The sequence below is a fragment of the Rhodococcus sp. NPDC003318 genome, from assembly GCF_042879035.1.
GTDB lineage: Bacteria > Actinomycetota > Actinomycetes > Mycobacteriales > Mycobacteriaceae > Rhodococcus_G.
Genome location: NZ_JBIAOU010000005.1, coordinates 1 through 24,354, shown reverse-complemented (window position 1 = coordinate 24,354; position 24,354 = coordinate 1). Strand labels below are relative to the sequence as shown.

General features: G+C 72.0%; 1 protein-coding gene. It reads left to right on the top strand.

What is annotated here, in order from left to right; translation table 11 throughout:
• Positions 1-4: 4 nt before the first annotated feature.
• On the top strand, positions 5-24,354 hold a 24,350-nt coding region (locus ACFYVR_RS11045), incomplete at its 3' end, for a non-ribosomal peptide synthase/polyketide synthase (RefSeq protein WP_387472716.1).

The following is a 24,354-nucleotide window of genomic DNA, read 5'->3' as shown; positions in this document are numbered from 1 at the left end:
TCTGTTGTCTGCTGCGGATCTGATCGCTTCGATTACCGCCCTCGCCGCCGAGCGCCCGCACGCGCTCGTCGTGGCGATCGACGGCACGACGGTCACCTACGCGGAGCTCGACGAGCGTGTGCAGCTGCTGGCGGTGGCACTGGCGGCGCAGGGCACCGACGGGGACACCGTCGTGTCCGCGGCCCTGACCGGCCTGGCGCCGTTGATCGTCGCCCAGGACGGCGGTATCGATGCCGTCCTGGCCCGGATCAGGGCGGAGGCGGCCGAGCTCACCGCGACACCGGGTGGCGGCGCGCCCACTCCGCGCACGCTGGTCGACGCGTTCGACGCCCAGGTCGCGCGCACGCCGGAGGCGGTGGCGGTCGAGCAGGACGGCAACGCGTGGACGTATGCGGAGTTCGACGCCCGGGTGAACCGTCTCGCCCGGTTCCTCGTCCAGCAGGGCGTCGGCCCCGAGGCGATGGTGGGTCTGGCCTTCCGCCGGTCTCCCGAGATGATGGTCGCGATGTACGCGGTCGCCAAGGCGGGCGGCGCCTACGTGCCGATCGACCCGGAGCACCCGGCCGAACGAGCCGCCGATGTGCTGCGCACCTCGGCGGCCGTCTGCGTCCTCACCCGTGGCGGCGACGGGGCGAACCTTCCCGCGGACGTCGCGGTCCACGACGTGGACGGACTCGACGTCGCGGGGTTCTCCGCGGACCCGGTGTCGGACGCCGACCGGATTCGCCCCCTGCATCCGCAGAACCCCGCCTACGTCATCTTCACGTCCGGATCGACGGGCCGCCCCAAGGGCGTCGCCGTGCCCCACGCCAACGTCGTCGGGCTGATCGAACGGCGACAGTCGCTGTACGCCCTCGGTCCGGACGACCGCGTCTTGCAGAAGACCCCGGTCACGTTCGACGCCTCGGTTCGCGAACTGTGGTGGACGCTGACCACCGGCGCGCGTCTGGTCCTCGCCTCGCACGACGGGCACCGTGATCCCCGTTACCTCGTCGAGTCGATCGACCGGCACGGCATCACCGTGATGCACTTCGTGCCCTCGATGTTGGAACTGTTCGTCGCGTCCCTGCAGGAGGGTGAGGCTGCGTCGCTGCGCGAGGTGTTCAGCGGTGGCGAGGAGATGTCGCCGCAGCTGCTCGCCACGCTGCGCTCGGCTCTGCCCGCCCGGATCAACAACGAGTACGGGCCGACCGAGTTCACCGTCTCCGGCACCCGGCACGCGACCACCGCCGAGGACGAAACGGCGTCCCGGGTGCCGATCGGTACGCCCTACGAGGGCCTGCGCGCCCACGTCCTCGACCGCCGCCTGCGCGAGGTCCCGGCGGGCATCGCCGGCGAGCTCTACCTCGCGGGCCCGCAGGTCGCCCGCGGCTACGTCGGGCGGTCCGACCTGACGGCCGCACGCTTCGTGGCCGATCCGTTCGACCCGTCCGGTGCCCCGATGTACCGCACCGGTGACGAGGTGCGCCGCCGTGCGGACGGCAAACTTGAGTACCTCGGTCGCACCGACTTCCAGGTCAAGGTCCGCGGGTTCCGGATCGAGCTGGGCGAGATCGAGGCGGTTCTCGCCCGCGACCCGCGGGTGCGTCGTGCCGTCGCGCTGGTCGACACGGACAGCTCCGGGTTCGACCGGATCGTCGCGTACACCGTCGCGGACGCGGACACCGATCCCACCGCGCTGCGGGAGCAGGCCGCGGCCGTTCTGCCCGAGTACATGGTGCCGACGGTGATCGTGGTGCTCGACGAACTCCCGATCACCTCGCACGGCAAGCTCGACCGGCGCGCCCTGCCCAAACCCGACTTCGGGTCCCGTGCCGCCACCTTCCGTGAGCCCGCGACCCCCGCGGAGGTGACGGTCGCGCAGATCTTCGCCGAGATCCTCGGTGTGGACCGGGTCGGCGCCGACGACTCGTTCTTCGAGTCCGGAGGCAACTCGCTGTCCGCGACGCGTGTCGTCGCCAGGGCCAATGCCGCGCTGGGCTCCGCGAGTACTCTCCGGGAGCTGTTCGACGCCCCGACCGTCGCCGGGTTCGCCAAGCTGCTCGAGGCGTCGGCGGGGCACGGCCACACCCGGCCCGCGCTCGTCGCCGGGCCCCGGCCGGACCGGATTCCGCTGTCGCTGGCGCAGTCCCGCATGTGGTTCGTCAACCAGTTCGACACCACGTCCCCCGCCTACAACGTCCCGCTCGGCATCCGTCTGACCGGTGCGCTGGACGTGGCCGCGCTCGGCTCCGCGATCCGGGCGGTGCTCGAACGCCAGGAGACGCTCCGGACCGTCTTTCCCGACGACGGACAGGGCCCGCACCAGGTGGTGCTGCCCGTCGAGGCCCTCGACGTCGACCTGGAACCGCAACCGGTGTCCGACGAGGCCGATCTGATCGCGCGGATCGCCGCGCTCGCCGGCCGCGGTTTCGACGTGACGGTCGAGGCGCCGGTCCGGGCGACCTTGTTCCGGGTGTCCGACGACGAGCACGTCCTGCTGTTCCTGGTCCACCACATCTCGTCGGACGGCGCCTCGATGGCGCCGCTGGCGCGCGACGTCGTCGTCGCCTACAGCGGCTTCGCTGCGGGCGGCGAACCCGCCTGGGAGCCGCTGGCGGTGCAGTACGCCGACTTCGCGATCTGGCAGCGTGCCCTGCTCGGCCACGAGGACGATCCCGATTCGCTGCTCTCGACCCAGGTCGCCTACTGGCTCGACTCGCTCGCCGGCATCCCCGACATGCTCGACCTGCCGACCGACCGACCGCGCCCCGCAGTCGCGTCGATGACCGGCGGCCGTGTGGAATTCGAGATCGGGCCGGAGTTGCACCGGCGGCTGCGGGCTCTCGCGCACGCGCACGACGCGACTATGTTCACCACCGTGCACGCCGCGTTCGCCGTGCTGCTGGCGGAGCTGTCGGGCACCGACGACATCGTGATCGGCACACCCACCGCCGGGCGTGGCGAGCGCGACCTCGACCCGCTCGTCGGCATGTTCGTCAACACCCTCGCGCTGCGCACGGTGATCGAAGCGGGCCACTCGTTCGCCGAGTTGCTCGCCGCCACCCGTGACTCCGACCTCGGAGCTCTCGGCCACGCCGACGTCCCGTTCGAGCGGCTCGTCGAGGCGCTCGCCCCGGAACGCTCGACGGCGCACGCGCCGATCTTCCAGGTGGCGATGTCGCTCGAGAACACCGAGCCGGTCGTCCTCGAGCTCCCGGAGTTGACGGTGGCGGCCGTCGACAGCGGCGTGACGTTCGCCAAGTACGACCTGCAGCTCACTCTCGGGGAGAAGCCCGACCAGGCCGGGATGACCGGCATGTTCGTGTTCGCGACGGACCTGTTCGACGAGTCGACGGTGGCGACGATGGCGCGCCGGTTCGTCCGGGTGCTCACCGCGGTCGCCGCCGACCCCGGTCGTGCGGTGGGGGAGATCGACATCCTGGAGCCGGCCGAGCGGGCGCTGTGCCCGGCGTCGGGCGGGGCCGGGGAGCCGGCCGTGTCGCTGACCGACCTGCTGGCCGCCGCGGCCGCGGAGCCGTCGGCTCCCGCGCTCATCCACGGCGATCGGACCGTGACCTACGGTGAGCTCGATGCGGAGTCGAATCGCCTTGCACGTCTGCTGATCTCGCGTGGTGTTCGGGCCGAGAGCTTCGTCGCGCTGGCGTTGCCGCGGTCGGTCGAGTTCCAGCTCTCGATGTGGTCTGTCGCGAAGTCCGGGGGCGCGTTCGTGCCGATGGACCCGGCGTACCCGGCCGAGCGGATCGCGCACATGACCCGGGATTCCGGGGCGTCCGTCGGCCTCACGCTGGCCCGGTTCCGGGCCGGACTGGACGAGGCCGTCGACTGGATCGTGCTCGACGACCCCGCCGTCGCCACCGAACTGGCCGGCGTTCCCGACGGCCCGGTGACCGGCGTCCGGGCGACGCTCGACAACCCGGCCTACATGATCTACACGTCCGGTTCGACCGGTGTGCCGAAGGGCGTGCTGATCACCCATCGCGGGCTGGCGACCCTCGCCGCCGTGGAGGGTGACACCTTCGGTGTCTCGGCCGGCTCGCGGGTGCTGAACTCGACGTCACCGAGCTTCGACGCCTCGGTGTTCGAGCTGTTCATGGCGGTGCGCGCGGGCGCCGCGCTGGTGATCGTGCCGCCGGACGTGTACGGCGGCGAGGAACTCGCCGACATCATCGCCTCCAAGGCCGTCACCCACGCGTTCCTGACGCCCTCGGCGGCGTCCGCGCTGCCCGCCGCCGCGGTCGCGGGCATGCAGTCGCTGGTGCTCGGCGGCGAGGCGGTGACCCCCGATCTCGTCGACCGCTGGGGTGAGAGTCTCGACCTGTTCAACGGCTATGGTCCGACCGAGGTCACCGTGATGGTCGTCGCCGGTGGCCCGATGCGGCCGGGAACGTCGGTGACCATCGGCACGCCGATCCGCGCGGTCGAGGCGATGGTGCTCGACCGTCGCCTGCGACCCGTTCCGCTCGGGGTGTCCGGCGAGCTGTACGTCTCGAGCGGGACGCAGATGGCCCGCGGATACCACGACCGGGCGCCACTGACTGCCGACCGGTTCGTGGCGAACCCGTTCGGGCCCGCGGGATCCCGGATGTACCGCACCGGTGACGTGGTGCGCTGGGTGGACCGTGCCGGTGGGCCGGAGATCGAGTACGTCGGGCGCAGCGACTTCCAGGTCAAGGTGCGCGGCTTCCGGATCGAACTCGGCGAGATCGACGCGGCGCTCGGTGCGCACGAGTCGGTGGACGTCGCGATCACCCTCGGACGGCCGGGGCCGTCCGGGGCGACCGTTCTCGTGTCGTACGTGGTGCCCGGCGCCGGCCGGACCGCCGAGCCCGCCGTCCTCACCGACTTCGTCGCGGCCTCGCTGCCGGCGCACATGGTCCCGTCGGCGATCGTCGTCCTCGATGCGCTGCCGCTCACCGTCAACGGCAAACTCGACCGGAAGGCCCTGCCGGAACCCGACTTCGGTGACACCACCCGGCCGTGGGTGGCGCCCTCCAACGAGGTCGAGGAGATTCTCGCGGGACTGTACGCCGAGCTGCTCGGTGTGGACCGGGTGTCGGCCACGGACTCCTTCTTCGCACTCGGCGGCGACAGCATCGTCTCGATCCAGCTGGTGTCCCGGGCCAAGGCGGCGGGAGTGGTGATCCGGGCGCGGGACGTCTTCGAACGCAAGACCGTCGCCGCGCTCGCGCAGGTGGCGACCCTCGGGTCCCCGGACGCCGGGCCGACCGTGCTCGCCGAACTCGACGGGGGCGCGGTCGGCGATCTGCCCCTGCTTCCGGTGGCGCGGTTCATGCAGGACCTGGGCGCCGGCCCCCGATTCTCGCAGGCGGTGCTGCTCTCCGCGCCGCCCGCTCTCACGGCGGGCGACCTGGTGTCCACTACGCAGGCCGTGCTGGACAATCACGCCGCGTTGCGCGGCGCACAGGTGGACGAGCGCACGCTGCGCGTCGGCCCGGCCGGGTCGGTGGACGCCGCGTCACTGGTGCACAGGGTCGAGTTCGACCTCGACTCCGCGCCCGGCACAGAGGCATTCGAGAACCTGGCCGCAGCCGAGCTGGACGCGGCCGCGGACCGGCTCGATCCCGCCGCCGGCGTGATGGCGGCCGTGGTGTGGTTCGCCCCCGCCCCCGAGCTCGGTGCGGTGGCGGGTCGGCTGCTGCTGGTCGTGCACCACCTCGCGGTCGACGGGGTGTCCTGGCGGGTGCTGGTGCCCGCGTTCGCGGCGGCCTGGGGACAGGTCGCGGCGGGACAGCAGGTCTCGCTCGCGCCGGAGGTGACGTCGTTGCGGCGCTGGGCGCACGCCCTCACCGATGCCGCGGTCGCACCGGAGCGGGTGGCCGAGGTGGAGTACTGGCGTGGCGTGGTCGAGCGGCCCGAGGCGCCGCTCGGTGCCCGCGCCCTGGATCCGGCGATCGACACCGTCGGCACCCGCGACAAGCTCACGGTCGAACTGCCCGCCGACGTCACCGACGCACTGCTGACTGCGGTTCCGGCGGCGTACCACGGTGGCGCGCAGGACGGCCTGCTCGCCGCGCTGGCGCTCGCTGTGGCGTCGTGGCGGAGCTCGCAGGGCGTCGACGAATCGAGCGCGCTGATCACCCTGGAGGGTCACGGCCGTGAGGAGCAGGTGGCGCCCGGCGCCGACCTGTCCCGGACGGTCGGCTGGTTCACCAGCGTCTATCCGCTGCGACTGGACGTCACCGGCATCGACCTCGACGACGCCTTCGCCGGAGGCCGGGCCGCGGGTGCAGCAGTCAAGGCCGTGAAGGAGCAGTTGCTCGCGGTGCCCGACCACGGCGTCGGCTACGGCCTGCTGCGGTACCTGAACCCGGAGACCGCCCCGGCGCTGTCCGCGGGTGCGAGAGCGCAGATCAGCTTCAACTACCTGGGCCGGTTCGGCACCGACGAGGTGACCGACGAGATTCGCGACCTCGGCTGGGTTCCCGTGACCGACGGTGGAAGCCTCGGTGGCGCAACGGATCCCGGTATGGCCGCCACGGCAGCGCTCGATGTCAACGCGTCCGTGTCCGCCGGGGGCATGCTGTCGACGACGTTCACCTACGCACGCGGGGTGCTCGCCGAGGACCAGGTTCGCGCCCTCGCCCGCCTGTGGCGCGAGGCGCTCACCGCGATCGCCGCGCAGGCCGTGTCGGAGGGCGCCGGCGGCCTCACCCCGTCGGACCTTCCGCTGGTCCCGCTCGGCCAGCCGCAGATCGATGCGCTCGAGACGCGTTTCCCCGACCTCGAGGACGTCTGGTCGCTGTCGCCGCTGCAGCACGGCATGCTCTTCCACGCGCTGCTGGCCGGCGCGTCCCGCGACGACGTCGACGTCTACACCTCGCAGTTCGTCATGGACCTGGCCGGTGAACTGGACCCGCAGCGTCTTCGTCGGGCCGCGGACCGCCTGGTGTCGCGCTACCCGAACCTGCGGGCCGCGTACGTTGTCGACGAGACCGCGGGCGCTCTGCAGCTGGTGCGCCGCAGCGCCCCGATCCCGGTCACCACGATCGACCTCACCGAGCTCGGTGTCGAGGCCACCGAGACCGAACGCCGGCGGCTCCTCGACGAGGACCGTGCCGCCGGATTCGACATGGCGGCGGCGCCGCTGATCCGGGTGACGCTGATCCGCACCGACGTCGGACGCTGGCAGCTGGTGTTCACCAACCACCACGTGATCATCGACGGCTGGTCGACGCCGATGGCCCTGCGTGAGCTGATGGCGCTGTACGCCCTCGACGGCGACGACACCGCGCTGCCGCGTCCCCGCTCCTACCGTGACTACCTGCTGTGGCTGGCGGCGCAGGACCGTGCGTCGTCGTTGCGGACGTGGCGGGACGCCCTGGCGGACGCCCCGGAACCCACGCTGCTCGCGCCGCACGCCCGCGGCGTCAAGCACGAATCGGTGCCGGGCGTCGTCGAGCGCGAACTGACGGTCGCCGAGACGGCGGCGGCCGAGGCACTGGCCGGCGACCTCGGTGTCACGCTGAACACCCTGGTGCAGACGGCCTGGGCGGCGGTGCTCGGGTTGCTCACCGGGCAGGACACCGTGGTGTTCGGTGCCACCGTGTCGGGCCGCCCGCCCGCACTGTCCGGTGTCGAGTCGATGATCGGCCTGTTCATCAACACCATTCCGGTCGCGGTGCGTCTCGACCCGGCGGAGTCCGTGCAGACGCTGCTGCGCCGGATCCAGGCCGAGCAGGCCGACCTGCTCGACCACCATTTCGTCGGCCTGGCGGACATCGCCAGGGCCGCGGGCGAGGGCGCCGTCTTCGACACCGCGCTGCTCTACGAGTCGTACCCGGTGGACACCTCGGGCGTGGGCGGCGACGTCGACATCGCGGGCGTGCGGCTGCTCGGTGTGAACACCGCAGCGGCGAGCCACTTCCCACTGTCGATCGCGGCCGCGGCCGACGACCGGTTGCACTTCGCGGCGAAGTACCAGCGTGAGGTGTTCGACGAGGAGACCGTGGCGGCGCACCTGGACCGCGTGCTGCGGGTGCTGCGTGCGATGGTCGAGCAGTCCACGACCGCGCTCGGGGCACTCGCCCTGACGTCGTCGCAGGAGCGCGCCGCCCTGGCCGGCTGGAACGACACCGCCGGGCACCACACCACCGGCACCCTGGTCGACCTGTTCGACGCGCAGGTGGCCCGGACCCCGGACGCGACGGCCCTGATCGGTGCGGAGACAGCGACCGGCGCCGAGACGCTGACCTACGCGGAGTTCGACGCCCGGGTGAACCGGCTCGCGCGGCGGCTCATTGCCGAGGGAGTCGGGCCGGAAACGTTGGTGGGACTGGCGATTCGCCGATCCGTCGACCTGATGGTCGGCATGTACGCGATCGCGAAGACCGGTGCCGCGTACGTCCCGGTCGACCCCGACGCACCCGCGGACCGCATCGACCACGTCGTGACGGCGGCGGGGCTGCGCCTCGTACTCACCGCCGGAGCAGGGGTCGTCACCCCCGCGTCGGTGCGGGTGCTCACGATCGAGGATCTCGACCTCGCCGACCTGTGTTCCGGTCCGGTGACCGACGCCGAGCGCACGGCGCCGCTGCGTCCCGGCCACCCGGCGTACGTGATCTTCACGTCCGGGTCCACGGGCCTGCCGAAGGGCGTCGCGGTCGCTCACCGGTCGGTGGTGAACATGCTCGCCTGGCGGCAGGACACCTACCGGTTGACCGCCTCCGACACCGCCGTACAGAAGACGCCCTTCACCTTCGACGCCTCGGTGCGGGAATTCTGGTGGCCGCTGACCACCGGTGCCCGGCTCGTCGTCGCGACGCCGGACGGGCATCGCGATCCGCGTTACCTCGCGGGGCTGGTCGCCGAGCACGACGTGACGGTGCTGCACTTCGTGCCGTCGATGCTCGAGGTGTTCGTGTCGGTGCTCGAACCGGGCGAGTGCGACAGCCTGCGGATGGTGTTCTGCGGCGGCGAGGCGCTGCCGCCGCGCCTGCTCGCCGACTTCGCGGCCGTCTGCGGTGCCGAGGTGCACAACGAGTACGGCCCCACCGAGTCCACCGTGACGTCGACCCGCTACCGGACGCAGCCCGGCGACGTCGCCGGCGAGCGGGTGTCGATCGGTGTGCCGCAGCGGAACGTGACCGCGTACGTGGTGGATTCGTCGCTGCGGCAGGTTCCGGTCGGTGTGACGGGTGAGCTCTATCTCGGTGGCGCGCAGCTGGCGCGCGGCTACGTGGGGCGTCCCGACCTGACCGCGGACCGGTTCGTCGCCGACCCGTACGGAACCCCCGGCGGCCGCCTGTACCGCACCGGCGACCTCGTCGTCCGGCGCGCCGACGGGGACCTCGAGTACGTCGGCCGCAGCGACTTCCAGGTCAAGCTGCGCGGTATCCGTATCGAACTCGGCGAGATCGAGGGCGTGATCGCCGCCGACAGCCGGGTACGCCAGTGCACCGTCCTGCTTCGGACCACCGAGCAGGGAGTCGATCGCCTGGTCGCGTACGCGGTCCCGGCTTCCGGGGCGGAGCTGGATCCGCAGGCGGTTCTGGACATCGCCGCCGCCGCGCTGCCCGACTACATGGTGCCCGCGGCGGCGGTGGTGCTGGACGCCCTGCCGCTGACCGTCAACGGCAAGCTCGACCGGCGCGCGCTGCCCGACCCCGACTTCGGTTCCACGGCAGCGGAGTTCGTCGCCCCGACCACCCCGGTCGAGGAGGCGGTCGCCGACGTGTTCGCCGAGTTGCTCTCGCTCGAACGGGTGTCGGCGACCGACAACTTCTTCACCATCGGCGGCGATTCGCTGATCGCCACCCGCGCCGTGGCCCGCGTCAACGCCGCGACCGGCGGTGCGGCGACGCTGCGTGACCTGTTCGAGGCGCCGACCGTGTCCGCGCTGGCCGCGCGGATCGAACACTCCGGTGCCGCGGACCGTCCGGCGCTGGCCGCCCGGCCACGGACCGGTGCGATCCCGCTGTCGTTGGCGCAGCAGCGGATGTGGTTCCTCAACCGGTACGACCCGGCCTCCGCCGCGTACACCATCCCGATCGCGATCCGGCTCACCGGCGCCCTCGACCGCGACGTCATGCGGGCCGCACTCGGCGACGTCCTGGACCGGCACGAGTCGCTGCGCACGATGTTCCCCGACAGCAGCGACGGGCCGCACCAGGTGATCCTCGAGACCGCGGACGTCGACCTGGACCTCGGCGCCGCCCGGTCGTCGGCCGACGCGGTGCCCGCCCTGCTCGCCGACTTCTTCTCCGAGGGCTTCGACGTGACGGCCGGTGTGCCGATCCGCGCGCTGCTCGTGGACGTCGACGGGGCCGACGACGAGCACGTCCTCGCCATCGCGATCCACCACATCTCCTCCGACGGTGCGTCCCGCGCGCCGCTGGCCCGGGACCTGATCACCGCTTACCTCGCCCGCAGGCAGGGCGAGGCACCGGCGTGGACTCCGCTCGAGGTGCAGTACGCGGACTTCAGCATCTGGCAGCGGGAACTGCTCGGCTCGGTCGACGACCCGGATTCGCTGGCCGCTGCGCAGATCGACTACTGGACAGGCGAACTGGCCGGGCTGCCCGAGCTGCTCGAGCTGCCCACCGACCGGCCGCGGCCGCCGCGGCAGTCCTACCGCGCGGGCACCGTCGCCTTCACGATCGACGCCGACGTGCGGGCCCGGCTCGACGAGCTGGCGCGCGCGGAGGGCGCGACGCTGTTCATGGCCGTGCACGCGGCGCTCGCCGTGCTGCTCGCGCGGCTCGGCCGCACCGACGACGTCGCCATCGCGACCCCGGTCGCCGGGCGCGGCGAGCGGCACCTCGACGACCTCGTCGGCATGTTCGTCAACACCCTGGTGCTGCGCACCGCTCTCGACCCGAATGCGTCGTTCACCGATCTGCTGGCGTCCGTCCGGGAGACCGACCTGCGGGCATTCGGCAACGCCGACGTCCCGTTCGAGCAGCTCGTCGAGGCGCTGAACCCGGTGCGCTCGCGCGCGCATTCGCCGCTCGCGCAGGTGATCCTCGGTTTCCAGAACGTCGAACGCGCCGAGCTGGAACTGCCCGGGCTGACGGTGACGCCGCTCGATTCCGGGCTCGACGTCGCGAAATTCGACCTGCAGCTGATGGTCATGGAGCACGACCCGGCCGGCGGCGGCGCGCTCGACGCCGAGTTCACCTTCGCCAGCGACCTCTTCGACGCATCGACGGTCACCGGCTTCGCCGACGCGTTCGTCCGGCTGCTCCGGTCGGTCGTGGGCGGGGCGGACACCCCGGTCGGCGACCTCGACCTGCTGTCCACCGGCGACCGCGCGCGGTTGGTGCCGGTCTCCGGCGCCCCGGCCATCGCGATGGCGACGCTGCCCGACCTGCTGGCGACCGCGGTCGACGCCGACCCGGACCGGGTGGCGGTCGAGTTCGGCAGCGACTGCCTGACCTACCGGGAACTCGACGAACGGTCGAACCGGTTGGCGCACATCCTGATCGGGGAAGGCGTCGGTCCCGAGGGCTTCGTCGCGATCGCGATGTCCCGCTCGATCGAGTCGGTGCTCGCGGTGTGGGCGATCACCAAGACCGGTGCGGCGTTCGTGCCGCTCGACCTGTCGTACCCGGCGGACCGGCTCCAGTACCTGGTCGCCGACTCGGGTGTGGCGTTCGGGTTGACCCTGGCCGAGCACCGGGACCAGGTGCGCGACGTGCTCGGTGACGCACCGGTGGCCTGGCTGGCCCTCGACGACGAGACCGTCCGGGCGCGGGTCGCGGCGGCGCCGGCGCGTCGGGTCACCGACACGGACCGGGTCCGGCCGCTGCACCCCGCGTCGGGTGCCTACATGGTCTACACCTCCGGCTCCACCGGGAAGCCCAAGGGCGTCCTGGTGTCCCACACCGGAATGGCGAACTTCAGTGCCGCCCAGCGCGAGCACTACGGCATCTCGTCGACCTCCCGCACCCTGCACTTCGCGTCGCCGAGCTTCGACGGTGCGGTGCTCGAGCTGCTGCTGGCGATCGGGTCGGCGGCGACGATGGTGATCGTGCCGCCGGGGATCTACGGCGGCGCGGAGCTCGGCGACTTCCTGCGGGAGCGTCGGGTGACGCACGCGTTCGTGACGACCGCGGCGCTGGCGACGGTGGACCCGGTCGGGTTGGACGCACTGACCGACGTCGCGGTCGGTGGTGAGGCGGTCTCGGCGGAGCTGGTGGCGAAGTGGGCGCCGGGCCGGCGGCTGTACGACATCTACGGTCCGACCGAGACGTCGATGGTCATCACGATGAGCGAGCCGATGGTGGTGGGGGAGCGGATCACCATCGGCGGCCCCGTCCGCGGTGCGCACGCGCTGGTCCTCGACGACCGGCTGCGGCCGGTGCCCGTCGGGGTGCCCGGTGAGCTGTACCTGGCCGGTCCTGCCCTCGCTCGCGGGTACCACAACCGGGCCGCGCTGACCGCGGACCGGTTCGTCGCGAACCCGTTCGGGGGGGCCCGGATGTACCGGACCGGTGACGTGGTCCGGTGGGTCGACGGCCGCGCCGGCTTGTCGATCGAGTACGTCGGTCGCAGCGACTTCCAGCTGAAGGTGCGCGGCTTCCGGATCGAGCTCGGCGAGATCGACGCCGTCCTGACCCGGCACCCCGCCGTCGAGTACGCCGGCACGATCGGACACCGCACGGCGTCCGGGAACACCGTCCTCGTGGCCTATGTGGTGCCCGCCGCGGGCGCCCGTCTCGACACCGCGGCTCTCGCGGCCTACGCCGGCGCCGAGATGCCGTCGCACATGGTGCCGTCCGCGTTCATGGAGCTCGAGTCGATTCCGTTGACGCCGAACGGCAAGCTGGACCGGAAGGCGTTGCCGGAGCCCGTGTTCGAGGCGACGGCGGAGTTCGTCGCGCCGCGGAACCCGATCGAGGAGGTCGTCGCCGGAGTCTTCGCCGACGTGCTCGGCGTGAACCGGGTGTCGGTGGACGAGGACTTCTTCGACGTCGGCGGCAACTCGCTGGTCGCCACCCGGGTCGTCGCCCGCGTGGGGGAGGCCCTCGGGGTCCGGCTCGGGGTGCGGGAGCTGTTCGACGCCCCGACGGTGGCCGGGTTCGCCGCCCGGGCCGCGGCGGCCGCCGGGCGCGACCCGGGACGTCCCGCGCTGGTCGCCCAACCGCGGACCGGTGCCGTCCCGTTGTCGTTGGCGCAGAAGCGGATGTGGTTCCTCAACCAGTTCGACACGTCGTCCGCGGCGTACAACATCCCGCTCGGAGTGCGGCTGACCGGGGACCTGGACACCGCCGCCATCGAGGCGGCGATGCGCGACGTGCTGGACCGGCACGAGTCGTTGCGGACGATCTACCCGTCGGACGCCGACGGCCCCCACCAGCTGGTGGTGCCGACCGGCGAGGCGGCGATCGAGTTCGCTCGGATGACAGTCGCCGAGGGCGAGTTGACCACGCGGGCAGTCGAGTTCGGCTCCCGCGGCTTCGATGTGGCCACCGCGGTTCCGGTGCGGGCGGCGCTGTTCGAGGTCGAGCGCGCCGGTGACGTTCCCGAGCACGTGCTGCTGGTGGTGGTGCACCACATCTCCGCGGACGGTGCGTCGATGGTGCCGCTGGCACGTGACGTGATGACCGCCTACCTTGCCCGGGCACACGGTGAGGCGCCGCAGTGGGAGCCCCTCGCAGTGCAGTACGCCGACTTCGCGATCTGGCAGCGGCAGGTGCTCGGTTCCGAGTCCGACTCCGGATCCGCGCTCGCGCAGCAGGTCGAGCACTGGCGCACCGCGCTCGCCGGCCTGCCGGACCTGCTCGAACTGCCGACGGACCGGCCGCGTCCGGCCGTGCAGGGCGCCGCGGGCGACCGGGTCCGGTTCACCGTGCCCGCCGCGGTCGCCGAGGGCGTCGAGCGGGTGGCCCGCGGGACCGGCACGACCACCTTCATGGTGGTGCAGGCGGCCTTCGCGGTGCTGCTGGCCCGGCTCAGCGGCACCGAGGACATCGCGGTCGGCACCGCGGTCGCCGGTCGCGGAGAGGCGGCACTCGACCCGATCGTCGGCATGTTCGTCAACACCCTCGTGCTGCGCACGGCGGTGGCACCCTCCGACCCGTTCTCCGCCGTCCTGGAGCGGGTGCGGGACGTGGACCTGGATGCCTTCTCGCACGCAGACGTCCCGTTCGAGCGGCTCGTCGAGGTGCTGAACCCGACGCGCTCGACGGCCTACGCGCCGCTGGTGCAGGTCTCGTTCGGCTTCGAGAACCTCGAGCGTCCGGTGTTCGAACTGCCCGGCCTGACCGTGTCCGCACTCGAGACCGACCTCGGCGCGGCCAAGGACGATCTGGAACTGTCCGTCTCGACGCGTGTCGGCGCCGACGGGGCACCCGACGGCTACTCCGGTGCCCTCGGCTTCGCCACGGACCTGTTCGACAGGTCGACGGCGCAGGCGATCGCGGAGCGGTTCGTGCGCGTGCTCACCGCGGTGGTCGCGGATCCGGCGGCGGCCGTCGGTGACGTGGACCTGCTCGGTGACGCCGAACGTGAGCGGACGCTGGTCGCGGCCAACGACACCGCGGTCGACGTCCCCGCGACCACCCTGGTCGCGCTGATCGACGCCGCCGCGGCCGCCACCCCGGATGCCCCGGCGGTCACGTTCGAGGACCGGACGCTGACCTTCGCCGAGTTCGATTCGCGCGCGAACCGCCTTGCGCGCCACCTGATCTCGATCGGTGTCGGCCCCGAGCGCCGCGTGATCCTCGCGGCGCGGCGGTCGGTGGAGATGCTGCTCGGGATGTACGCCGTGCTCAAGGCCGGCGGCGCCTACGTGCCGCAGGATCCGGAGCAGCCGGCGGACCGGCTCGCCACCGTCATCGCCCAGGCCGACCCCGTGTGCGTGCTCACCACCGCCGCCGACGCCGGCACCCTGGTCGCGTCGGTCCCGGTGCTCGACCTGGACGCCCTCGACGTCGACGGGTACGACAGCGCGGCCGTCACGGACGCCGAGCGTCTCGGACCGCTGCGTCCGGACAACGCGGCGTACCTGATCTTCACGTCGGGTTCGACGGGCGTGCCCAAGGGCGTGAGCGTCCCGCACCGCGCGGTGGTCAACTTCCTGCTGTGGATGCGGGGCACCTACGGGTTCGGTGCCTCCGACGTCGGCCTGCAGAAGACGCCGGTGGTGTTCGACGCGTCGGTGTGGGAGCTGTACCTGCCGTTCGTCTCCGGCGCGCGGCTCGTCATAGCCCGCCCCGACGGACACCGCGACCCCGAGTACCTGGTCGAGACGATCCGGCAGTGGGGCGTCACCGCGCTGGACTTCGTGCCGTCGATGCTGGCGCTCCTCGTGGCCGATCCGAATCTGGCCCTGCCCGAGTCGGTGCGGCTGCTGTCCGTCGGCGGCGAGGCGTTGCCGCCCGAGCTGGCGGCCCGGACCGTGCGGACCTCGTCGGCCGTGCTCGACAACCAGTACGGCCCGACCGAGGTCACCGTCGTCGCGACCGCGCACACCGCCGACGGTCACGAGTCCGGCACGGTGCCGATCGGCCGTCCGGTGTGGAACACCCAGGCCTACGTGCTCGATTCGCGTCTGCACCCGGTTGCCCCGGGTGTCGCGGGTGAGCTCTATCTCGCGGGTGCCCAGCTGGCCCGCGGGTACCACGGCCGCGCCGACCTGACCGCCGAGCGGTTCGTGGCGAATCCCTTCGGTTCCGGTGTGGCGATGTACCGCACCGGCGACCTGGTCCGCTGGAACACCGGGGCGAGCGCAGCGACGGGGGACGCGACAGTCGGCGCACTGGAATACCTGGGCCGCACCGACTTCCAGGTGAAGGTGCGTGGTCTGCGCATCGAACTCGGTGAGATCGAGTCGACCCTGCTCGCCGATGCCGCCGTCGACCAGGCCGTCGCGCTCGCCGTCGACACCGACCGCGGCCAGCGCCTGGTCTCCTACGTCGTACCGCGCCCCGGTGCCGTCGTCGACGTTGCCGCGCTGCGAGAGAGCGCCGCGCGGACACTCGCGTCCTACATGGTCCCCGACGCGATCGTCGTCCTGGATGCGATGCCGGTGACGGTGAACGGCAAACTGGACCGGCGCGCGCTGCCGGCACCGGTGTTCGAGGCCGTCGCGGCCACCCACGTCGACCCGCGGACCCCGGTGGAGGAGACGCTCGCCACCGCGTTCGCGCAGGTGCTGGGGATGGACCGGGTCAGTGTGGAGGACTCGTTCTTCGCGCTCGGTGGCGACAGCATCATGTCGATCCAGCTGGTCTCACGCGCCAAGGCCGCCGGCCTGACCGTGACCGCGCGGCAGGTCTTCGAACACAAGACCGTGGCGGCGCTGGCGCTGGCGGCGACCCCCGTCGAGGCGGGACCGGTCGCAGCGGCGCTCGCGGAACTGCCCGGCGGTGGAGTGGGCACCGCACCGCTGACCCCGATCATGGTCGAGATGGCCGAGCGTGGCGGCGGGCACCGGCGGTTCTCGCAGTCCGGCTTCGTCACGCTTCCGGTCGGAATCGACCGAGCGACGGTCGAATCGACGATCGACGCCGTCCTGGATCGGCACGACGCCCTGCGCCTGCGCTGGGTGTGCTCCGGCGACGGCCCCGGGACGCTCGATTTCGGCGCGCCCGGATCGGTGCGCGCGGCGGACCTGCTGCGGCGCGTCGAGTTCGACGAGATGCCCGGTGGGGACGAGTTCGTGACGCTGGTCCGCGGCGAGTTCGACAAGGCCGCCGACCGCCTCGACCCGGAGGGCGGTGTCGTCGCGCAGTTCGTGTGGTTCGACCCGGCCGACGTGGGGGCGAACGGGCGGCTGCTGCTCCTCGTGCACCACCTCGCGGTGGACGGCGTGTCCTGGCGAATCCTGTTGCCGGACTTCGCCGCGGCGTGGGGACAGCTGGTCTCCGGTCAGGACGTCGCGCTGCCCGAGGTCGGGACGTCGGTCCGCCGTTGGGCGCATGCGCTCACCGAGGAGGCGAGTTCGCCGACGCGTCTGGCCGAACTCGACCACTGGCGCGCGGTACTGGCCGGGGGCGACCCGCTGCTCGGCGCGCGGGCGGCGGACCCGACCGTCGACACGGTGTCCACCACCGGCCGGGTGCGTGTGGAGGTCGACACCGCGACCACCGATGCCCTGCTCACGGCGCTGCCCAGGGCGTTCGGCGGCGGCGTCGGTGACGGACTGCTCGCCGCACTCGCCATGGCCGTGGCGCGGTGGCGTCAGCGGCGCGGTGTGGATGAATCCCGCACGCTGCTGAACCTCGAGGGCCATGGCCGTGAAGAGGACGCCTTCGGTGCGGCGGGTACGGCGGACCTGTCCCGCACCGTCGGCTGGTTCACCTCGCTGTTCCCGGTCCGACTGGACCTGACCGGCATCGATCTCGACGAGGCGTTCGCCGGCGGCGACGCGGCCGGACGGGCCGTCAAGCTGGTCAAGGAGCAGCTCCTCGCGGTGCCGGACAAGGGCATCGGGTACGGCCTGCTGCGGCACCTGAACCGTTCCACCGCAGCGGAACTCGCCGGTCACGCGGAACCGCAGATCGGCTTCAACTACCTCGGTCGCACCGGCGCGCTCGAGATCACCGACGAGATGCGGGCGATCGGCTGGGTGCCCGCCGGTGACGGCGGCGAACTCGGGTCGGCGCTGGACCCGGACATGCCGGTCGGCGTCCTCGACGTCAACGCGGTCGTGTCAGCGGCGGACGGAGGCGAGAAGCTCTCGGCGGCCTTCGACTTCGCGGAGGCAGTGCTCTCCGCCGGTGAGGTCGGCGAGCTCGCCGAGCTGTGGGCCGACGCCCTGCGCGCGGTGGGGCGGCACGCCGCCAGCCCCGGAGCAGGCGGCCTGACCCCGTCCGACCTGCCGCTCGTACAGCTCGACCAGGCGCAGATCGACGCCTTCGAGTCCCGGTTCCCGGCCCTGACCGACGTGTGGCCGCTCTCGCCGCTGCAGTACGGCATGTACTTCCACGCCGCGCTGGCCGAAGAGGGCGTCGACGTCTACACCGCGCAGATGTCGCTGCGGTTGTCGGGCACCGTCGACGCGGAACGGATGCGGCGGGCCGGGCAGGCGCTGATCGACCGGCACGCCGGTTTCCGCACCTCGTTCGTGGCGGACGAGGCCGGCGCCGTGGTGCAGGTCGTCCAGAGCCGGGCCACGCTGCCGATGACGGTCGTGGACCTGTCCGGGCTGGACCCTGTGGAGCGGGGCCGGCGACGCGAGAACCTGCTCGCCGCGGACGCGGTGACCAAGTTCGACCTCGCCGCTCCGCCGCTGCTGCGGTTCACCTTGCTGGACCTCGGCGACGGCGACCACGAACTGGTGCTGACCAACCACCACATCGTGATCGACGGCTGGTCCACGCCGCTGGTGCTCAAGGAACTGCTGGTGCTCTACGCGGCGGACGGGGACGGCTCGGTGCTGCCGGCGACCCGTTCGTACCGCGACTTCCTGTCCTGGATCGCCCGGCGCGACCTGGACCGGTCCCGGCAGGCGTGGCTGGACTCCCTCGCCGGCGTCGAGGGGCCGACGCTGCTGGTCTCGGGTGATCGTGGGCGACAGCAGGATTCGATCGCCGGACAGCACCACACCGAGCTGTCCGAGGAGTTGACCGCGAATCTGGTCGGCCGGGCGCGGGACCTCGGCGTCACCCCGAACACCGTCGTGCAGGCCGCGTGGGCGATCCTGCTCGGCACGCTCACCGGGCGACGCGACGTCGTGTTCGGTGCCACGGTGTCCGGCCGCCCGCCGGAGATCGCCGGTGTCGAGTCGATGGTCGGCCTGTTCATCAACACGGTCCCGGTCCGGGTGCACCTGGACCCCGAGCAGAGCATCGAGGCGCTGCTGCGCCGGGTGCAGGGGGAGCAGTCCGACCTGCTCGACCATCACTACGTCGGGCTCGCCGAGATCCAGCGGGCCGCAGGCGAGGCGGCGATGTTCGACACCCTGGCGGTGTTCGAGTCGTTCCCCGTCGACATGGCCGGCGCGACCGCCGACACCGACATCGTGGGCATGCGGGTGACCGGATTGGACGGCGTCGACGCCGCGCACTACCCGGTGACGCTGACGGCCGGCCTCGGGAAGACCCTGCGGCTCAAGTACATCCACGCGCCCGAGCTCGTCGACGAGGCTCGTGTCCGGGACCTGGCCGCTCGGCTGGACCGCGTGCTCACCGCCATCGCCACCGATCCGGCCGTCGCGGTCGGCGACGTGGCGGTCACCGATGCCGCCGAACGGGCGGCGCTGACGTCGATCACCGGCGGACCGGCGGTCGCGCCCGTCCTCCTCCCGGAGATCATGGCGACCGCCGCGTCGGATCGGGACGCGACGGCACTGGTCCTCGGCGACACCCACGTGTCGTACGGAGAACTCGACGACCGGTCGAACGCGTTGGCGCGCCTGCTGATCGAGCGGGGTGCGGGACCGGAGACCTACGTCGCCATGGCGCTGCCCCGGTCGATCGAGTCCCAGACCGCACTGTGGGCCATCGCGAAGACCGGTGCGGCGTTCGTGCCGATGGACCCGGCCTACCCGGCCGACCGGATCGCGCACATGGTCGCCGACTCGGGCTCCCTGTTCGGTGTCACCGACGCGGCCGACGTCGCGGAGCTTCCGGGCGAGAACTGGCTGGTCCTCGACGATCCGGACTTCGCGCGGCGCTGGTCCGCGACGTCCACGGCGCAGCTCACCGACGCCGATCGCACCGCGCCGATCGATGTCGCGAACGCGGCGTACGTGATCTACACGTCCGGTTCGACGGGTCTGCCGAAGGGCGTCGTCGTCTCGCACGAGGGTTTGGCGAACTTCGCCGCCGAGCAGCGGGAGCGGTACTCGGTGACCGCGCGGTCGCGGGCGTTGCACTTCTCGTCGCCGAGCTTCGACGCGTCGATCCTCGAGCTGCTGCTGGCGCTCGGTGCGGGTGCGGCGCTGGTGATCGTGCCGCCGGGGGTGTACGGCGGAGCGGAACTGGCCGAGGTGATCTCGGCGGGTGGGGCGACGCATGCGTTCATCACGCCCGGCGCGTTGGCAACCCTGTCGCCCGACGGTCTCGACTGCCTGGCGCATTTGGTCGCCGGTGGCGAGGCGGTGCCCGAGAACCTGATGCGCGTGTGGGCACCCGGCCGCCACTTCCACAACGGCTACGGACCCACCGAGACCATCGTCATGGTCGCGATCAGCCGTGCGCTGGCCGTCGACGACCTGCTCACGATCGGTGGACCGATCCGCGGCGTCACCGGCTACGTGCTGGACGGCAGGCTGCGACCGGTTCCCGTCGGGGTCGCGGGCGAACTGTACGTCTCGGGCGCCCAGCTGGCGCGCGGTTACCACGCCCGTCCCGCGCTGACGGCGGATCGGTTCGTGGCGAACCCGTTCGAGCCGGGTACGCGGATGTACCGGACCGGTGACGTGGTGCGGTGGGTGCAGCAACCCGGTGGGCTCGAGATCGAGTACGTGGGGCGCAGCGACTTCCAGGTGAAGGTCCGCGGTTTCCGGATCGAGCTCGGCGAGATCGACGCGGTGCTCACGGCACACGAGAGCGTGGAGTACGCCGTCACGCTCGGCCGCACCGGACCGTCCGGCGCCACCGTGCTGGTGTCGTACGTCGTCCCCGCCTCGGGCCGCACCGTCGACAGGGCGACGCTGACCGAGTTCGTCGGACGCGCCCTCGCCGCGCACATGGTGCCGTCGGCGATCGTCGTGATGGACACGATCCCACTGACCGTGAACGGCAAGGTCGACCGGAAGGCGTTGCCGGAGCCGGAGTTCGGATCCGACGAGGGCACCTTCGTGGCGCCGTCGACGGAGACGGAGCGGGTCCTCGCCGGCCTGTTCGCCGAGGTGCTCGGCGTGGACCGGGTCTCGGTCGCGGACAGCTTCTTCGCGCTCGGCGGAGACAGCATCGTCTCCATCCAGCTGGTGGCCCGGGCGAAGGCCGCGGGCCTGGTGCTGCGGGCGCGGGACGTGTTCGAACACAAGACCGTCGCGGCGCTCGCCCGGGTGGCGAACGCGGCGGCGGACAGCGAGCACATCGTCCTCGGCGAACTTCCCGGCGGCGGTGTCGGCGACCTGCCGCTCACCCCGATCATGCGGTGGATGACCGAGCGTCCCGGCGGGCACAACCGCCTGGTCATGCCCGCATACCTGGCGCTGCCCGCGGGTATCGCGCGCGAGCAGCTCGTCGCCACCCTGTCCGCGGTCGTCGACCGGCACGACATGCTGCGCGCGTCGATGCCGACCGTCGACAGCGAGACAGTGGTCCGAATCGCCGATTCGGCGGACGTCGAGGCGCTCGTGGGCACCGTCGGTTTCGGCGCCGACGCCGAACCGGGAACCCCGGCCTTCGACGCGCTCGCCGCACCGGCCGTCGAGGCGGCCGCGGCCGCGCTCGACCTCGGTGCCGGATCGGTGATCCGGTTCGTGTGGTTCGCGCCCGACCCGGGTGCCCGGAGCACCGGACGCCTGCTGATCGTCGCCCACCATCTGGTGGTCGACGGCGTGTCCTGGCGCATCCTCGTCGCGGACCTGCTGGCCGCCTGGCACGCCGTGGCCGCCGGCGCCGCGCCGGAACTGGCGCCGGTCGGAACCTCGATGCGGCGCTGGGCGCACGCGCTCGCCGACGACGCACGCACCCCGGACCGCGAGACCGAGATCGCCTACTGGCGTTCGGTGGTCGACGGTCCAGACCCGCTGCTCGGGGCCCGGGCGTTCGACCCCGCGGTCGACCTGTACTCCGCCACCGCGGAGGTCACGGTCGAGGCGTCCGACGCGACGACCGAGGCCCTGCTCACCGCGGTTCCCGCGGCCGTGCGCGGCGGTGTCAACGACGGTCTGCTGGCCGCGCTGGCACTGGCCGTCTCGGCGTGGCGCCGCGACCGCCGGGTGGCGGGCGGGAAGCAGGCGAGCGTGGACGAGGCGTCGACGATGATCAAGCTGGAGGGTCACGGTCGTGAGGACGACGCCCTCGGCGGCGGCGTCGCGGACCTGTCCCGGACGGTGGGCTGGTTCACGACCATGTTCCCGCTGCGCCTCGACCTGGCCGGCATCGACCTCGACGACGCCCTCGCCGGCGGCGCCGCCGTCGGGGCCGCGGTCAAGGCGGTCAAGGAGCAGTTGCTCGCGGTGCCCGACAAGGGAATCGGGTACGGCATGCTGCGGTACCTGAACCCGGTCACCGCCCCCGAACTGGCAGCGCATGCGGTGCCGCAGATCGGGTTCAACTACCTCGGGCGGCTCGGTGGAATCGACCGGCCCGCCGGTGGTGGCTCCGACAGCGCGGAGTCGGCGGAGCCGATCGGATGGCTCCCGGCACCCGCCGGCGAACTGGGCGTCTCGGTACGGCCGGACGCCGACCTGCCCGCTGCGACGGTCGTGGACGTCAACGCCGAGGTCACCGGCAGCACCCTCGCCGCGCGCTTCACCTACGCGACGGGTCTGCTGACGGAATCCGAGGTCGAGGAGCTGGCCGCACTGTGGTCGCGAGCGCTCGAGGCCATCTCCGCCTGGGCCACCGGGCAGGCGGTCCCGGTGTTCACGCCGTCGGATCTGCCGTTGGTGTCGGTGTCGCAGAAGGAGATCGAGCGTCTGGAGGCGGCGTATCCGTCGCTCGAGGACGTGTGGTCGTTGACGCCGTTGCAGGAGGGCATGTTCTTCCACGCCTCGCTCGCCGGGTCGTCGGAGTCGTTGGACGTGTACACCTCGCAGGTGGTGGTCTCGCTCGGTGGTGTGGTCGACGTCGACCGGATGCGGGTCGCTGCGCAGGCGTTGGTGGATCGGCACCCGAACCTGCGGGCCGGTTTCGTGCACGACGAGCACGGGTCGCCGGTGCAGGTGATCGTCGAGCAGGCGCCGGTCGCGTTCCGGTCGGTGGATCTGACCGGGCACGACGACGTCGAGGGACGGCGTCGGGAGATCCGCGACGAGGACCGGTACGGCCGGTTCGATCTGGCGGCGCCGCCGCTGGTCCGGGTCGCGGTCGTTCGAACGGCGACCGACCGCTACGACCTCGTCGTCACGACGCATCACATCCTGGTGGACGGCTGGTCGATGCCGCTGATCTTCCGGGATCTGATCGCGCTGTACGCCACGCGTGGTGACGTGTCGGCGTTCCCGCCAGTGCACTCGTTCCGCGGCTACCTCGACTGGTTGTCGACCCGTGACGCGGACACCTCGCTCGAGGCGTGGACGCGGTCGCTCGCAGGGACCGAGGACCCGACACTCCTCGCACCGCAGGAACGGGGCCGCGAGCAGTCGGCCATGCCCGAGGAACTGGTCCTCGATCTCGATGCCGGTCGGACCGCGGAACTGGGTGATCTCGCACGGGATCTCGGAGTCACGGTCAACACGCTGGTGCAGACGGCATGGGCGGTGGTCCTGTCGCGGCTGATCGGCCGGGACGACGTGGTGTTCGGTGCCACCGTGTCCGGTCGTCCCGCCGCGCTCGACGGCGTGGAGTCGATGGTCGGCATGTTCATCAACACGCTGCCCGTGCGGGTGCGCCTCGACCGGGGGGAGAGCTTCGGCGACCTGCTCCGGAGGGTGCAGCTCGAGCAGTCGGAGTTGCTCGAGCACCACTACGTGGGCCTGCCCGCGATCCAGCGCAGCGCCGGCTCCGGTGCGCTGTTCGACACCATCACCGTGTTCGAGTCGTACCCGGTCGATGCCGTCGCCACGGGCGGCGACGCCGACATCGACGGGATGCGGCTGCTCGGCATCGACGGTGTCGACGCGAACACCTTCCCGCTCTCGCTCTACATCGAGACGGGGGAGTCGACGCAGATCCAGGCGAAGTACCTGCCGGACGTGTTCACCCGCGACCGGATGGAGTCCGTCCTGGCCCGGATCGACCGGGCCCTCGCGGCGCTGGTCACCGACCCGTCGCGCACGGTCGCCGAGCTCGAGGTGCTCTCTGTGGCCGAGCTGTCCCGGCTGGACGAGCTCAATGCCACCGATCATGTGGTGCCTGCGGCGACTCTGCCGGAGCTGTTCGACGTGCAGGTGGCGCGGACGCCGGATGCGGTGGCGTTGGTGTTCGAGGGTCAGGAGCTGACGTACGCGGAGTTCGATGCGCGGGCCAATCGGTTGGCGCGGCATCTGATCGCGTTGGGTGTGGGTCCGGAGTCGTTGGTGGGGCTGGGTATTCGGCGGTCGTTGGATCTGCTGGTCGGGATGTACGCGATCGTCAAGGCCGGTGGCGGTTATGTGCCGATCGATCCGGATCATCCGGCCGAGCGCGTCAATTATGTCCTCGAGGCGGCGGCGCCGGTGGTGGTGTTGTCGACGTCGCGGGATCGGTTCGGGGTGGATGCGCGGTTCGGGGTGCTCGAGGTCGACACTCTGGATGTGTCGGGGTATTCGGGTGCCACGGTCACGGATGCGGACCGGATCGCGCCGCTGCGTCTGGACAACTCGGCGTATGTGATGTTCACGTC